General features: G+C 47.1%; 13 protein-coding genes. 3 read left to right on the forward strand and 10 right to left on the reverse strand.

Going from position 1 to position 15,282, the window contains the following annotated elements:
• A partial coding sequence (locus ACTG33_RS09910) for an AEC family transporter (protein WP_439135054.1) occupies positions 1-517 on the forward strand: 517 nt, incomplete at its 5' end.
• Here the strand turns inward: ACTG33_RS09910 and ACTG33_RS09915 are convergent.
• From ACTG33_RS09915 to ACTG33_RS09930, 4 genes are all read right to left on the reverse strand, one after another.
• Positions 514-1,674, reverse strand: coding sequence for an NnrS family protein (locus tag ACTG33_RS09915; protein ID WP_439135055.1), 1,161 nt, complete (start codon positions 1,672-1,674; stop codon positions 514-516). The genes ACTG33_RS09910 and ACTG33_RS09915 overlap by 4 nt on opposite strands.
• 61 nt (positions 1,675-1,735) lie before the next feature.
• Positions 1,736-5,095, reverse strand: a complete 3,360-nt coding sequence (locus tag ACTG33_RS09920) for a mechanosensitive ion channel domain-containing protein (RefSeq protein ID WP_439135056.1) — start codon at positions 5,093-5,095, stop codon at positions 1,736-1,738.
• A 131-nt stretch (positions 5,096-5,226) separates the two neighbouring features.
• Positions 5,227-6,087 carry an SPFH domain-containing protein gene (locus ACTG33_RS09925; RefSeq protein WP_439135057.1) on the reverse strand — a complete coding sequence of 287 codons (861 nt, stop codon included), beginning with the start codon at positions 6,085-6,087 and terminating at the stop codon, positions 5,227-5,229.
• A 15-nt stretch (positions 6,088-6,102) separates the two neighbouring features.
• Entirely contained in the window at positions 6,103-6,549 is a 447-nt protein-coding gene (locus tag ACTG33_RS09930) for an NfeD family protein (RefSeq protein WP_439135058.1), read from the reverse strand.
• 390 nt (positions 6,550-6,939) lie between these two features.
• Here ACTG33_RS09930 and ACTG33_RS09935 point away from each other — a divergent pair, with 390 nt between their 5' ends.
• Entirely contained in the window at positions 6,940-7,218 is a 279-nt protein-coding gene (locus ACTG33_RS09935) for a polyhydroxyalkanoic acid system family protein (RefSeq protein WP_439135059.1), read from the forward strand.
• Between the two features lie 30 nt (positions 7,219-7,248).
• On the opposite strand, the gene ACTG33_RS09940 is transcribed toward ACTG33_RS09935, so the two are convergent.
• The 5 genes from ACTG33_RS09940 to ACTG33_RS09960 all read right to left on the reverse strand — a co-directional run bounded on the left by ACTG33_RS09940 (position 7,249) and on the right by ACTG33_RS09960 (position 12,740).
• Positions 7,249-8,241, reverse strand: coding sequence for a YhdH/YhfP family quinone oxidoreductase (locus ACTG33_RS09940; protein WP_439135060.1), 993 nt, complete (start codon positions 8,239-8,241; stop codon positions 7,249-7,251).
• Between the two features lie 31 nt (positions 8,242-8,272).
• The gene (gene sohB, locus ACTG33_RS09945; RefSeq protein ID WP_439135061.1) at positions 8,273-9,334 is read right to left on the reverse strand and encodes a protease SohB; all 1,062 of its coding nucleotides are present in this window, start codon (positions 9,332-9,334) and stop codon (positions 8,273-8,275) included.
• A gap of 114 nt (positions 9,335-9,448) precedes the next feature.
• Positions 9,449-10,102: a cation/multidrug efflux pump gene (locus tag ACTG33_RS09950; RefSeq protein ID WP_439135062.1), complete on the reverse strand. Its 654-nt coding sequence runs from the start codon at positions 10,100-10,102 to the stop codon at positions 9,449-9,451.
• A gap of 65 nt (positions 10,103-10,167) precedes the next feature.
• Positions 10,168-10,986, reverse strand: a complete 819-nt coding sequence (gene nudC / locus ACTG33_RS09955; RefSeq protein ID WP_439135063.1) for an NAD(+) diphosphatase — start codon at positions 10,984-10,986, stop codon at positions 10,168-10,170.
• Positions 10,987-11,027: 41 nt separating this feature from the next.
• Positions 11,028-12,740, reverse strand: a complete 1,713-nt coding sequence (locus ACTG33_RS09960) for a pilus assembly protein (RefSeq protein ID WP_439135064.1) — start codon at positions 12,738-12,740, stop codon at positions 11,028-11,030.
• A gap of 397 nt (positions 12,741-13,137) precedes the next feature.
• Here ACTG33_RS09960 and nhaB point away from each other — a divergent pair, with 397 nt between their 5' ends.
• On the forward strand, positions 13,138-14,649 hold the full coding sequence (gene nhaB, locus ACTG33_RS09965; protein ID WP_439135065.1) for a sodium/proton antiporter NhaB: 1,512 nt from the start codon (positions 13,138-13,140) through the stop codon (positions 14,647-14,649).
• Between the two features lie 126 nt (positions 14,650-14,775).
• Here nhaB and dnaQ read toward each other — a convergent pair.
• A partial coding sequence (gene dnaQ, locus ACTG33_RS09970; RefSeq protein WP_439135066.1) for a DNA polymerase III subunit epsilon occupies positions 14,776-15,282 on the reverse strand: 507 nt, incomplete at its 5' end.

Consider the following 15,282-nt stretch of genomic DNA (forward strand, 5'->3'; position numbering starts at 1 on the left):
CCTGTTAATGATGTTCGGCCACCTAACTCTTGGGATTTTGGTCCTTGAAGGTACCGAGCGCGGCATATCCCATGCCATCAAAAACCTGTTAAAGCAGCCGATGCTGTATGCCATGATTATTGGCCTGATCATTTACCTATATGGCTTATCACTGCCTGTGTGGCTATCCCATACGGTAAATCTGCTGAGCGGCATTACCATTCCTCTGATGCTGATTACATTGGGTGTTTCATTAACCAGTTTAAAAGTAGAATTCTGGCAGCGTGCCCTATTTCTCAGTGTCTTCAGGATCAGCTTTAGCCTTTTGGTCGCCTATGCTGCCTGCTATGCGCTGGACGTTACTGGAACAACCAGAGACGTCATTCTGGTACAAGCTGCGATGCCCGCCGCCGTGTTCAACTATTTATTTGCGGTGCGTTATCAGCAACAACCCGAAGAAGTTGCCGGGATTGTGGTTCTTTCTACAGTAATTTCAGTCCTTTTTTTACCCTTATTACTCGCCCAACTCCTAAGCTAGCCAGGTTTTCCATCGACTCTGGGCCTTACCAGCATTGGACCATAAATAACAAGATACAGAATAAAAGCCAAACTCCAGAAAAAAGCAGCCACTCCCAGTGCCGGAATATACAGATAGGTAACGCCAATCACTCTGGATATTGCCGCAAAATTTATGAACAGATATGCCGCCACAAAAAATCGTGGTAAGGACAAAGGACGCCCCGTATGGCCCAGCGTGACACGGGACAACATCGACAGGATAAGGCCTCCTATACCGCCCACACTTAAAGCATGTACAGCCAGGCTGGATTGAGTCAATAATCCAAAGTTCCAGGCAGCCATCATGACACAGGCAATAATCAACCAGAGATATGCCAAATAGAGAGACCACAGCAGAGGGACATGAAATACTTTCCTGTTAAGCCAGGAACCAAGTCTAAAACTGTGCCCGATAAAGAGCAGTAAGAAAACTATTCCGGCCCATAAAGAAGTTTGGTTTAACTCACCATGAGCGTACGCCAGAGCTATAACCACCCCGCCACCCAGCAGTAAGTTATCCAACCAGGGTCGGACTATGATTTCTTGTTCGAGATTCAAGCCCCGCTGAGTAAAAAATGGGATAACACGACCTGCAATCAAACTGATCAGTGCGGCTATTAACCACAGAGCCGATAGATTTCCCTGTTGCTTTAACAAAGCGTCACCGGTATCCAGACCGGTAAAGAACAGAGCCTCCGCAAGAATCAACAGCAGAAGAATAACTATGACCGGATAATTTTGTCGCTGTCTGACAGACCATAAACCGCGAAACATTATCACCGCGACGGCCATTAAGAACAGCAGGTTTACAGCGGTTAGAACAGGCAGCGGTGTATTAACAAACCAACTCCCCCGCCCCAGTAACCAAAGAAGCGTTAGCAAAAATAATGGACGCCCAGAAAAAGCGGACTGCCCAGTCCATGACTTTACAGCAGTCAATAGAAACCCAGCGATAATGGCACTTGTAAAGCCGAACAGGAGTTCATGCTGATGCCATGCCAGCCACCCTCCTATGGGGGACCAAGTGACATGGTAACCATTCAAAATTGCCACCCACAGCGGAACAGCAATGACTGAGAAAAGGCTGCCAAAGAAAAATAACGGTCGAAAACCTAAAGCAAAAAAGACACTTTTCACAGAAACTCCTATTTAGGAATCTTGTTACGCCTGCTCCACCAAAACCCGTATTCCTCAGTATTTATTTCGCTTGTGCACCGCTCGGAATGGGTGGCAAAGGCTCATTAATCCGCGCATCAGGAACTTCGCGTATCCAGACATCTCGTTGCGGGAAAGGGATTTCAACATCGTTTTCGCGGAACGTCTCATTAATAGACATGTGCAACTCATGCACAAGCGGCATTAACTCTATAAGCCCCGGGACAAACACCCGCACCTCAAAATCAAGACTGCTATCACCGAAGCCCACAAAAAATACGGATGGCGGCGGATCAGTGACAACGGTTGAATTATTAGTAACGACCTGTGTCAGTAATTCATGAACCTTAACCACATCCGAGCCGTAAGCAACACCCACTTTTACCACAAGGCGGGTAATAGGATCACTTAAGGTCCAGTTGGTTAATTGCTCAGTAATAAAGACTTTATTGGGAATAATTTGCTCTTTACGATCCCAATCGGTCAGGGTGGTAGCACGAATTCGAATTTTGGTGACCGTTCCGGTATTTGTACCAACCGTAACGGTATCCCCTACCCTGATTGGGCGCTCAAACAAAATAAGCAAGCCCGACACAAAGTTTGCAAGAATTTCCTGCAAGCCAAATCCGAGTCCGACCCCCATTGCTGCGACAAGCCACTGAAGTTTGGACCAGGGAAGCCCCATCAGGTTGAGGGACGAGATAACACCAACGACGACGATAATGTATTTGACGACTGTTGTTATTGCATAACTGCCGCCTGGACCAAGATTGACACCTCTCAGAACCGATATTTCCAGAATACCTGGAATATTCCGAACGCCTAGATAGGTCATCACCAACAAAAAGATGCTCAACACCACATCAATGACTGTAATACTTTTCACCGGAATGCTCGGGTCACCGGTCGAAACTGACCACAGCTCCATTTTGTCAAACATATTAAGAGCCGGCATGACATCCCCCCAGAGCCCAGCGAGGAGGTAAATGGAAACTATTACAGTCAATACACCAATAAACCCTCTAGACTGTTTGCTGACTTGAGCCATATCAAACTCGGGCTCTTCAACAACCTCTGGAAGTGCCTCACTACCATCATCAGCGGCCAGACGACTTTCATGCAATTCACGCTCAGCTTTACGTTTTGCCTTAAGCCGCTCTAACTTCATCCGTCTTTCAAGAACTGCTACTGCTCGCAATGCCAGCGAACACAAAACCAGAAGAATAGCCAGCAAACAGGCACTGAGAAATAGGCGGTTCTGTACTTCAAGTGCTGTAAAGTGATAGCCGACCCATGACAGCAGTAGCATCACCAGGGGCAAGACAACAAACAATACATAAACGAAATAGCGGAAGAACCGCCGTTGGCGAGAGGTCTGAATGGGCTCGCCATCATCAGATAATACCGGCACCGGCTTGAGGGCCTGGTGTATGGCATAAGACAACGTTATTGAAACTGCTCCAAACAGCAAGCGGCTGATAGTCTGATAAGTATCATGAACATCACTGGCAACCTGCATAAAAAATGAGAGAATAACCAGAACCATTGTGAACCACGGCAAATGGTTTTGAGCCAGATTCAATATACGCGGGCTCCACTGAAAGTGTACTTCGGCAACCCCCCCGCTTCTGCAAATTTGCCGAAAAATACCTAACAACAACCAAAGCAAAGCCGCATTAGCCAAACCTAAACGCAATTTTTGTGGTAATCCAATGTGTCCTCCGGGAATCCAGTCAATGAGCGCGATTAGGAAGAGAGGCCCGGGCAATGCCAGAATTATAGTAACAATCAGTGCGAAGACAGTTTTGGAAAATTTATCTTTATTAACTTTTCCAACATTCTCCCCAAATCGATTCAGTAACTTTTTCAGAACACTGTGAAAGGCTAAAATACAAACAGCAATCAGGAACAGGAAAATACCAACAAAGCTCCAATCTTCATCCAGATCTGTGGCTTTGAACATTTTTGTCCATTGATTCAAATCAAAATAACTTTTGATTTCTGTTTTCAAACCATCAAAAAACGAGACGTAGATTGGCGAAGCACTGGGGATCCAAAACAGTCTGCTGTTTAGTAAGTTTTGGTATTCATCAATTTTCGTCCGGAGTGCTTTTTCTTCATTTAAAACATCCATCAAAACTGCGGTGTAACGGCGGTATGATTTCACTCCGTCTTGCAAGAGCCGCTGTTGCTCTTCTAATAATTCATTGGCTAACGCTCCTGTGAGCGGATCTGAATCATCGACAAACGTATATTGCTTGTCTTCTAGACTAAGTTGCTTCAACTGTGCTTTGGTTAACTCTTTATCGAGCGTATTGACGTCCAGCGCTTCGGGTAAGCTTTTAGCAAACTGCTGTCTTTGGGCTAAAAGATCGACACTTAGAGAGGCAAGGCGATCGGCGCCTGCAATGGCCAATTGCTGAGACATACTGTTAAAGTAACGATCGACTCGTGAGCGATCCTGACGCATGTCATCCAACTGACTTAACAGAGCGTCTATACGCTTGGTAACGTTTGAAATATCCGATGCCAACGTGGTAATTTCACTGGCAACCTCTTTCACGCTTTCATCAGAAGCGTCAATCATGGCCTCTCGTTGCTCGGCCTGTTTTGCTTTCTCTTCGGCTTTCGTCTGACGCAACCTGTTAAGGGTATCTTCAATGGCCGTGAGTCTGGTGCTGGAAATTTTGACCTGACGTGCAATCAATTGCTGCTCACGAGCTAACACCTGAAGCCGGGTGTCTCGTGACATGAGTCTTTGCCGCAACATTTCGACTCTTGAATTGGCAACCTCTATTTCACTAAGTTGAAGGGCCTTACGCGCATTGGCAACTTCAACGGGTTCAGCGACTGGTTGACTGCCGGAATCGGCCAGAGCTGTAGCTTGTTGCTGTAGAGCTTCCTCCAATAAATTGGAGATACTCTGTTGTTCTGAAAGAGTTTTTGTACTCAGATCGGCTTGCTTGTTCCGTAACTCTAGCAACTTGGCCTGTTGCTCTAGCTGCTGCTGCTCCAAAGTCTCGATGGATTGCGTGTCAGAAACCGAGACTTGAACATCCCGGCTCTCATCAATATCACGCTGTAACTCATCTAACTTCCCTGGAGCCGTATTCATCAACTCGATATATTGCTCTGCTTTAGCGCGGTTCTCGGTGGCTGCAGTGATATTGTCAATGGCTCTCTGATAAAAGTCCTTGATGAGCTCTTTGTTTTTCTCAGAAGTATTGCCAGATGCATCTATGGCATTCAAACGGGCCTCAAGGTCTTTCAGGCTCTGCGTGGCGTCGACTTTCTCGGAGTCTTTAGACGAGCTTAACTCAGCATAAGAAACAGGAGATAATGCCGCCCAGCTTAGGCAGGCAACAAGTACAAGCAAAGTTTTCAGGGTATTACGACGGCTCACTAGTGCGTACCTTGTGCCAAATTAAAGAAAGAGACTCCCGACCCAAAAGCCGGGATCAACCCGAGAGAACACTAACGCCTCGGCCTCACTTAGAGAGGCTAGCATAAGTATGGGATGGTGGAGTTACTGGCTTACTTTCCCATTAAACCTTTCAGTGTGGCCTGTAAATCTGCAGGTAAAACAACCATTTTACTATTATCCGACAAATACATCTGTTCGATAGAGCTAATGTATTTCTCACCCAACAAATACATCACAGGCAGCTCCTGATTTCCAATAGCGGCGGACACTTTTTCAAAAGCTCTCTGACTTGCTTCAGCCAGAATCACCTGAGCCTCACTGTCTCTGCGGGAAGCCTCCAAACGCCCTTCAGCCTCAAGAATAGATGCAGATTTGTCACCTGTCGCCTTGGTCACGGTTGCTCGACGCTGGCGCTCTGCCGCCGCCTGCTCTTCCATGGCCTTTTGCATGGTTACAGAGGGGTTAATATCCTGAATCTCAACCGTTTTCAGGGTGATTCCCCAATCTTTGATATCCTCAGAGATACCATCTTTCAGCTTGGCTTTAATCAGATCACGGGAGGACAGTGCGTCATCCAGATCCATTTCACCGATAATAGAACGCAGATTGGTCTGTACCAGGGTCTGAATAGCGACGGTGAAATCCTCTACCCCATAAGCTGCCAACTGAGGGTTCGCAATATTGATATAAGCCACGGCATTGGCAATGATGACGGCATTGTCTTTTGTGATGACTTCCTGACTCGGGATATCGAGAACGATATCTTTGGTCGTCATCTTATGTGACACCTCATCGACATAAGGGATGGTGAAGTTAAGACCTGGGCGCAACGTTGTATGATATTTGCCCAGACGTTGGACGATCCAGTTACTCCCCTGTGGCACTAAACGAACGCCTTTGGCTACCGTAACCAGAATAAAGACAAAGATCAGCCCAGTGATCATCAATGTGCCGGTGTTAATATCGTTCATAAATATCCCTATTAATTATTGATTGGTTGAAATTTCTACGATTAATAATTGTCCATCAAAATCTTTAACAGTCACTCGCTCACCTGTTGAGATTTTAACGGCTGCTGTGGCTTTCCATTCTGATTCCCCAAGAACTGGAATGGTAAACCGAATCATGCCCTCTCGCTCAGGTCTAATATCTTCAACAACCATAGCAACCTGCCCTACCACTGCATCACTGGTGACTGGCGGGGTTTTCGAAGGCTTGAAGAACTTGAACCAGAGTACCGTGGAGACAACCGCAAGAACGGACCAGACGATAAGCTGAATTTGTAAACTGACATCGGGGTAAACCAAAGTCACAACTCCAACTACGATGGCTGACAAACCAAACAACAACGCAAAGAACGTTGGGATTAGTAACTCAAGCAGAGCAATAACGATTCCGGCAGCAATCCATATCCAATAGGCTAAACCTTCCATAAAAATCCTTGTAAAGGGTGAGAGTCAGGAACAAGCGATCGCTCGCAGCGTCACGTCAAACCACCAAATCATACAGAATATTCCGCACACAGAGGAAAGGTTTGTTCGATCCTTAACTATATGAAATTTATAAAAGAAACCTAGTGTAATTTAGGCGCCCCACCCAAGCCTACATTTTACTTTAGAAAAAGAGTGTAACTTACTGATAATAAATAACCTATCAGTCTCTTATCAATAACCGTTAAACCTTATTCTTAACTGAATCACTTTATATGACGAGAACCACGTATTAAGATAAATCTTTCGGTGCAGGCTTTATGGGTAACGAACGTGCCGGATAATTTGATACTATTTCAGCATAATCACAACCGACTCGAGACACTCAAGCCGATGAAAAATATTCGTGTAGAACGTGAACATAAGTTAGGTCAGGCAGAATGCCTGAAGCTTGCAGAACAAATCACTGACAAGTTGATTGACCGTATTGGCGGATCAAAAGTGATTGATGGAAATGTTATTCATTACAAGCACATCAGTGGCAGCAAGGGGGTACTGACGAGCAATGATGAGAGCCTTCAGGTCGATGTGCAATTAGGCCTGCTGGTGAGATCGTTTGGATCCAGCATTGAAAAAGAGATTCATGAAAGCTGCGACGAATACTTGTCTTAGCAAGTTATATCTTCAAAAAGCAAAAGCAGACTACATTTTGACCACATAACGCCCCAAGGCGTGTCCGTTATGAATCTGGGCAAGGTATTGGGGCACCTGTTCAAGGCTGATTTCTTCCGCCATCAAGCCAAGTTGATCCACTTTATAGTCCTGCCCCAACTGCTCCCAAATACCCACTTTCTCCGCCAAAGGAAGCTCCACACTGTCTATCCCGAGTAGATTCACATTGCGTAAGATAAAAGGGATAACGCTGGCTTTAAAGTCAGGCGCTGACGCCAAACCACAGGCAGCGACACTGCCGCTGTAGTTCAACGATTTCACCAGCGAAAACAGATACTCGCCGCCTAAAGAGTCAACAGCATGAGCCCACTGGGGTTTGGCCAGAGCTTTATCGGTCAACTCATCCAGGCTATTGCGATCAATCACCTTCGTTGCCCCGAGATTAGTCAACCTTTCTGCTGACTCCAGCTTGCCGGTAATCGCCGCAACCGAGAAACCTGCTTTTGCAAGAATCGCTACTGCCATAGAGCCAACACCACCCGTAGCGCCAGTAACGGCCACATCCCCATCCTCAGGCTTTGCCCCGGCCATCAGCAGCTTATTAATACACAGCGCGGCAGTTAGCCCCGCGGTTCCGAATATCATGGACTCTCTCAGTGTCAGTCCCTTCGGGCACAACACGGCCCACTCCGCAGGAATGCGGATATATTCAGCCAAACCTCCGGGAGTATTCATGCCGAGGTCATACCCGGTCACAATGACTTGATCACCCGGCTGAAAGGTACCACTTTCATCGCTGACGACTGTGCCGGCGGCATCAATGCCTGGCGTGTGCGGGTATTGTCGGGTTACGCCCTTGTGACCATGAGCTGACAGAGCGTCTTTATAATTCAGCGAGGAATAATTGACCTTCACCAGCAAGGCATGAGGCGGTAAATCGTCAATATCACGCGTCTTGAGTGACATCTCATAATGGCTGCTGTCATTCTCAACCACCCAAAGTGCCTTGAAGCTATCAGCCATAACGTTTACCTCATTAAATGATGCAAATACCTCAGGAAAAGAAGCGGCTATTCTGCAAACGGCCCATCCAGGTCAATAACAACCGGTCTACGGCTCCCTGTGCGGCCAACCCCAACTTTTCATGGATACTTTTCTTGAATACATATTCAATCTCAAACACATCGGCTGTCTCTGCCAGTGAATGTATGTATTCATCGCTTGTTTTGATTTCATCAACCAACTGCTTATCCAACGCACGCTGACCAAACCAGACATCTCCGGTAGCCACAGCATTAATATCAACAACTGGACGGTGTTCACCCACAAAGCTTTTAAACAACTCATGAGTATCTTCCAGGTCTTCGACAAACTTCTCACGACCTTTGTCAGTATTCTCCCCAAACATCGTCAGAGTTCGCTTGTGCTCTCCGGCGGTCAACATCTCAAAATCCACATGATTTTTCTTTAGCAGACGGTGGAAATTTGGCAGCTGTGCCACAACACCAATAGACCCCATCACAGCAAAAGGTGCGGCGAGAATTTTATCCGCAACACAAGCCATCATATAGCCTCCGCTGGCAGCGACCTTATCGACACAAACGGTCAAGGGGATGTCTTTTTTCTTGATGCGATCTAACTGACTGGATGCCAGCCCATAGCTGTGTACCATTCCACCGCCACTTTCCAGACGCAAAACCACTTGGTCTTTCTCATTCGCAAGGCTGAGCACACCGCTGATTTCCTCTCGCAGGTTTTCAACAGCCGAAGCTTTGATATCACCATCAAAATTAAGAACAAACACACGGGGTTTAGCTGTCGAATCCTGAGTCTCACCTTTTTTGGCCGCTTTCTTGCGAGCCTTGGCCTCAGCTTTTTCTTTCTTTTGCTGCTCCTTGATCTCTTGTTTGCGATCTTCTTCATCAAAGACCGCATCTTTCAGAGCATCACGCACCGAGTCAAACTTGTCATTTAAATGTGTAACTTCAATATGGCCCTTATCTGAGCTTTTGCCTTTATGCCCCAAGGACACTAACAATGCTGCAATAAGCACAACGGTCACCAAAACGGTGATCGATTTCGCCAAAAACAGGCCGTATTCCATTAAAAATTCCAAAAGTTACTCCACTTGTTCTGAATGCTGATAACAGTTAATACTGTTGGGGATTATACGCCATACAAACCAGGGGCTAAAACAAACGTCTCCTGGCTCTTCAGTAATACAATTCGATCACTGCCAGCGCCTAATGGCTTGCTTGGCAGGTTCATTCAACGGTCGCGACAGAAGGCCACTATGAGACAAGTTAACCTCATACAAGGCACCATCGCTCATAGGTACATAGGTGGCACTGCCATAGAGTGCATCGAGCCAGGGCACTTGCTGATCAATTGACTTAAACCAGCGCCACAGGTCAACTGACGACTGACTGGGGTTCAATTCATAGACCGTTCGTTCCGCATTACGCTCCATCTCCAGTGAGTAGTAGCGTCCGGATAGCCGATCCAGACGGTATCCCGGTTTTAAACCAAAGCGAGCCAACGAAGGACTCCACTTAAAAATTCTCGCGTCTAACTGCCACTGGTCACCCTTGAGGTCGAATTGGTATTCTTCACCATCGGCATAGACCACTGTCGCCTGATAGTGTTGATCTTCCAATTCTTCAAAGCTAATGGTGGCCACCGGTGTATCCCCTAGCAGCTCTTCATAGCTGAAGACATCCCATGCCAGTAGACCGATGACAATCGCAATACTGACCAGCACTAAGCCCAGCGTGCCTTTCAGCCAACCCAGAAACCAACCGCGGCGGAAAAGCGTTTTTAGCGCCCAGAGCAATACCGCTATAGCAATGATAGCCACGACTACCGCCAATCCATCGTAGAGCATAAATTATCCTTATCTTTAAATTCTGAAGATCAAACCCTGATGAAGCCCGTGCAAATATCAGAGCCTCACTGCCCCTGGTCTTCTTGTCGTCTGACAAACTCTTGAATGAGTTGACCCGAAAGCGTTGAGTCGGGAGGAATCATCGGTAAATCGTCGTATCGAAACCAGTTGGCCTCCTCAATTTCGATGCCATCTACGGCGATCTCGCCACTTTCGTATTCTGCCAAAAAGCCAATCATCAATTGCCCAGGAAAAGGCCAGGCTTGGCTACCAAAGTACTCTAGCCGCCCTACTTTCAGTCCGACTTCTTCTTCAACTTCTCGTCTGAGTGCGGATTCGACTGTTTCACCGACCTCAATAAAACCGGCTAATGCGCTAAAAAAACGAGATGGGAAAGTCGGGTTATGTGCCAAAAGACATTCTTCACCACGGGTAATGACGGTAATAACGCAGGGTGATAAACGAGGGTAAAACAGCAGATCACATGGCGTACAGTATTTCGCCATCTCTTTGATATGCTTCTCTGTCGGTGAACCACATCGTCCACAAAACTGATGATCTCGCTCCCAGTTTACAATCTGAAGGGCCCTGGCAGCCACTGCGTAGTCGATCTCACTCAGCAAGCCCAGAAGCTGCCCCAAGCCTAACCAGCTGTGTTCATGGACATCCGGCAACTGATCAAGCACAACCACGTAGCATTCCTGATCAAAATAGCTACCTATATAGTGCACAGGGGCTTCTAGCTGGGGATTGGCAAAGCGCCAGACGCTGGCATTGATCGGCTGCCAGCCTTCTACGTCAGAACACAGAACCTGCCCTTGAGACACAGGCACATAACATCTGTCGGAACCCTCTTGCTGAGGAGCGTGACCAGGTATAAACATACTGCTTGATAACCCCGTAAAATATACGCCGAGCCGGCTTCCTACTGTTCGACCGGATACCCTAGCGCTTGTAAACTCTCTTCGGCGATCGCCAATATCGAATCGTCTGCCGCTTTATTTTCTTTGACTTCATCCAGGTAGTATTCGAGCCCAATGACGGCGTCGGCAAAGGTTTCCAACAGCTGTTGAGTCGCCACCGTTTTATTGGTCGACAGGAGCGTATCGTCCACAAAATTCACACAACTGGCGACGACAGCGGCGGCTCTCGGCAAACTGAGTACAGTCATACCTCCGCGAACCGAAGTCAGAGTAGCCCCCACATTTTTAATATGGCCGTAATCATAATTGGACTCGGCGAATGCGCTGAGGGCTCGCTTAACCAGAGCCAGGCCCGATTCAGCTTCCTGAATGACCAATAACTCAGCTTCAGCCAACTGCGAGGAAGCAATGATTTCCTGACGCGCCAGAGCATTAGCCTGGGCCAGTTTTTCATGTGTCAGATTTAAGGTGCCCAGACCTGAAATTGTACTTTCGACGTAAAGCAGAGAGTCGGCAATTTCAATCAGATCGTTGGCTTCAGCCGGAGTATTAGCATCACGCAAAGCGGTAATTTTTGCTGACTCTTCTTTTAGTGTATTACCCGCAGAGACCAGTCCCACGACTGAAAGAATTTCTGCCACTTTCAGGATGTGGCCAGCCAAATCCCCATAGTCGGCCAACCCTTTGTCATCAGCTTGGGATGAATTCTCCAGGATTTCTTTGATATCCCGTATTTCATCCTTAAGAACAGCTGCTACAGAGGCCACCGTATTAACGCTCGGCCCTTTTAAGGCCTCCTGCTCATTCATCAGGTCTTTATCGCTGTAGCTCAGCGGGGCAACAGCGAAGGTATTCAATGCTTCCTTCGCTTTATCAGTCGGTTTGTGAGCCAGCGCAATCACATACAGCAACTGGTTTAACATCATCTCAGAAGGCTGAACTTCAAAAGCCTGTATCCCTTTATCCTGGAGAGTCTTGATTTGCCGATCCAGGGCGGTGAGACAGAGCTTGCGAGATTTATTGAGTTCCATATGGTTGGTGCGGATGACTTCAAGCGTGGTCGCCCCCAAGTACCAAAGGCGAGCAATGGAGCGATCACCTGAGATGATCTCAAGCCGTTCCAGTGCTCTCTGCATAATACCGAGGGCCGATTGCTTTTGTTTACCTTGTAATACGTTAAGCAAACCTACCTGGAACATGTGTCTCAGGCGGCGAATCAATGCCGACAGGTCATCAACTGATATAGCCGAGCCTGCGGATTTGGGTTTGTATTTGGCGGTAAGATCAGCCTGGAAAAAGTGGCTCTCAGAGATTGGGGGCTTTTTAGTCAGCTGTCTGAGTTCATTGATATAAGGGATCAAGAGGACCGGCATGCTGCGGCGTGTTTGCTGTGTGTATTCGAGATATCTGGGTAGGATAAAGAACGACCCCGTCAAAACGCTCAAAATTTGATCAAGACCCTGCTCCTCTCCCAAGGTAATGGTTTGAGCGACGGATAGAATCTCATCGGCCAGCATATCGGCGCCATACAGCTGGATCAGTCGCAAAGTACCACGAATTTGCTCAATCGCTTCGATACTTGCCTGAAGTAACTCACCGTTGTTGGTATCCGCAACAAACTGCTCTAGTTTGGTAGCCGCCAGTTCGATCGTCGCAACCAGTTCATCACTGACCAGGTTCAGAGAGGTGATGTTAACGCTTTCATTCTGTACCACGCTTCTTCCTTAATATTTATTCATTGGCCGGACTTCTCAGACTGACCTGTTCTACTGGTGGTTTAAGCTTTGTACCAACTTACATAGCCCCCCGGCACTGAATAAAGCCATTTATCAGCCTTAAACACTGAATCAGGAAAGCATAAGCCCCAATGGTCTGGCTATATTCTCAAAAAAACCATCAAAATACAGTCAGATCTTATTGAAATACTTGAATTTTTTCACGATCAGGGTACTTTCACCATCGCATTTTGGCCAGCAGCCTGAGATTTCTAGCCGTATTACTCAGAAAACGACGCTCTAGCCGATAACTTCCGGTATGTTAAAACAGTAAACCGCATAGCAACTTCAGTTAATTTGATCGCTGTCACGAATGTGACATCTACGAGATAAGAACATGAGTCAGACACTATTTAAGGCACTCGGCAAGAATTTTTTGGGACAGGCCCCCAATTGGTATAAGCAGGCCATTGTCTCCTTTCTGGTCATCAACCCTATTCTATTTTTTACCGTGGGCCCATTTATTACTGGCTGGTTGTTGATCGCTGAATTCATTTTCACACTGGCGATGGCTTTGAAGTGCTATCCACTCCAGCCTGGAGGACTGTTAGCGATTCAAGCTGCAATGCTGGGTATGACCAGCCCCGAATCCATCTATACCGAAATTGAAAGCAATCTTGAGGTTATCTTATTGCTGGTATTCATGGTGGCAGGCATCTACTTCATGAAAAACCTGCTGCTGTTTGTATTTACCAAGATTCTCATTGGTGTGCGCTCAAAAACAATGCTTTCACTTCTGTTTAGCTTGGTCGCGGCCTTTCTGTCAGCGTTTCTGGACGCACTGACGGTGACAGCCGTATTGATCACTGTGGCGGTTGGCTTTTATTCGGTTTATCACAAGGTCGCCTCTGGCAATACACATCATCATGAGCAGGATAGTCATGACCACTCTTGTGATGAGAAAGTAACCGCCTTCCACCGCGAAGACCTTGATGCTTTCCGAGCCTTCCTCCGTAGCCTGATCATGCACGGCGCTGTAGGTACGGCTCTGGGCGGCGTATGCACCTTGGTGGGCGAGCCTCAAAACCTGCTGATCGCTCAAATAGCGGGTTGGAGCTTTGTCGACTTCTTCCTTCGAATGGCTCCGATTACAATGCCCGTTTTAGCCGCAGGACTGGGGACATGCTTTCTCCTCGAGAAGTGTAAAATCATGGGCTATGGCGTTCACTTACCCGAACCCGTACGTCACGTTCTTGAGGATTTCGCAGCTAACGAAGAGAAGAAGCGCAGTCCACGTGACGTAGCCCAACTGCTGGTTCAGGCCATAGTAGCTTTTCTTCTTGTCGCTGCCCTGGCACTGCACGTTGCCGAAGTTGGTTTGATTGGCTTAATGATTATCGTCTTGCTCACTGCGTTTAACGGCGTGATTGAGGAACACCAGATTGGCCATGCGTTTGAAGAAGCACTTCCATTCACTGCGCTTTTGGTGGTCTTCTTTGCCGTTGTGGCGGTAATTCATGATCAACATTTATTCAGCCCAATCATTCACTATGTTTTGGCCATGGAAGAGTCTATCCAGCCTGCTATGTTCTTTATCGCTAATGGCGTGTTATCCATGATCAGCGACAACGTTTTTGTTGCGACGGTCTATATCAATGAAGTGAAAACGGCTTTAGATGCTGGCGAGATCACTCGTGAACATTTTGACAAACTGGCGATTGCTATTAATACCGGAACGAATCTCCCCAGTGTTGCAACGCCTAATGGTCAGGCTGCATTCCTGTTCCTGCTAACCTCAGCTTTGGCTCCTTTGATTCGCTTGTCTTACGGCAGAATGGTTGTAATGGCGCTTCCCTATACGATTGTCTTGGGTGGGGTCGGTTTAATGATGGTACTTATAAAACTGTAAATTTAAGCCCATTGCAGAAACAAAAAAGCGAGTCCATAGGCTCGCTTTTTTTATGGTTACTATATTCAGATTTATGGTCACTGCATTCAGATTTATGGTCACTACACTCAGAAACCGGGCCAGAACCTATTGCCTCTTCCAAAGACAGCTCTCACCCAACTCGCTCAGCTTTGCCTCATGTGCCGCCAATTCAGCTTCGCCCGCTCTAATTACTTTCAGCGGCGTTCTATTTGAATCAAGCCTTTGAATACCGCTGACCTGCTCTGAGTCCGAGTTTGAATCTTCAGACTCAGCTCCCAGCATTAAATTCGTTTGCCCACCCGTCATCAACAGGTAGACATCGGCCAAAATCTCCGAATCCAGTAAGGCCCCGTGAAGGTCACGCTGAGAGTTATCAACCCCATAACGTTTACAGAGCACATCCAGATTGTTTTTCTGGCCTGGATGCTTCTGACGCGCCATCACCAGCGTGTCGATCACACCGCAGTATTCCGTCACTGGTGGAATAACGGGTTTCAACATGGCAAATTCGTGATTGATAAAGCCAATATCAAACGGCGCATTGTGAATGATTAATTGAGCACCATTGATAAACTCCAGAAACTCAGAGGCAATCTGGGCAAAGCGAGGTTT

Source organism: Pseudomaricurvus sp. (genome assembly GCF_965662505.1).
Lineage (GTDB): Bacteria > Pseudomonadota > Gammaproteobacteria > Pseudomonadales > Cellvibrionaceae > Pseudomaricurvus.

Excerpts from the sequence above, each read along its gene's own strand:
- ACTG33_RS09925 (WP_439135057.1), bottom strand. The coding sequence starts at position 6,087 with ATGAACGATATTAACACCGGCACATTGATGATCACTGGGCTGATCTTT.
- ACTG33_RS09930 (WP_439135058.1), bottom strand. The coding sequence starts at position 6,549 with ATGGAAGGTTTAGCCTATTGGATATGGATTGCTGCCGGAATCGTTATT.
- ACTG33_RS09935 (WP_439135059.1), top strand. The coding sequence starts at position 6,940 with ATGAAAAATATTCGTGTAGAACGTGAACATAAGTTAGGTCAGGCAGAA.
- ACTG33_RS09940 (WP_439135060.1), bottom strand. The coding sequence starts at position 8,241 with ATGGCTGATAGCTTCAAGGCACTTTGGGTGGTTGAGAATGACAGCAGC.
- ACTG33_RS09950 (WP_439135062.1), bottom strand. The coding sequence starts at position 10,102 with ATGCTCTACGATGGATTGGCGGTAGTCGTGGCTATCATTGCTATAGCG.
- nudC (WP_439135063.1), bottom strand. The coding sequence starts at position 10,986 with ATGTTTATACCTGGTCACGCTCCTCAGCAAGAGGGTTCCGACAGATGT.
- nhaB (WP_439135065.1), top strand. The coding sequence starts at position 13,138 with ATGAGTCAGACACTATTTAAGGCACTCGGCAAGAATTTTTTGGGACAG.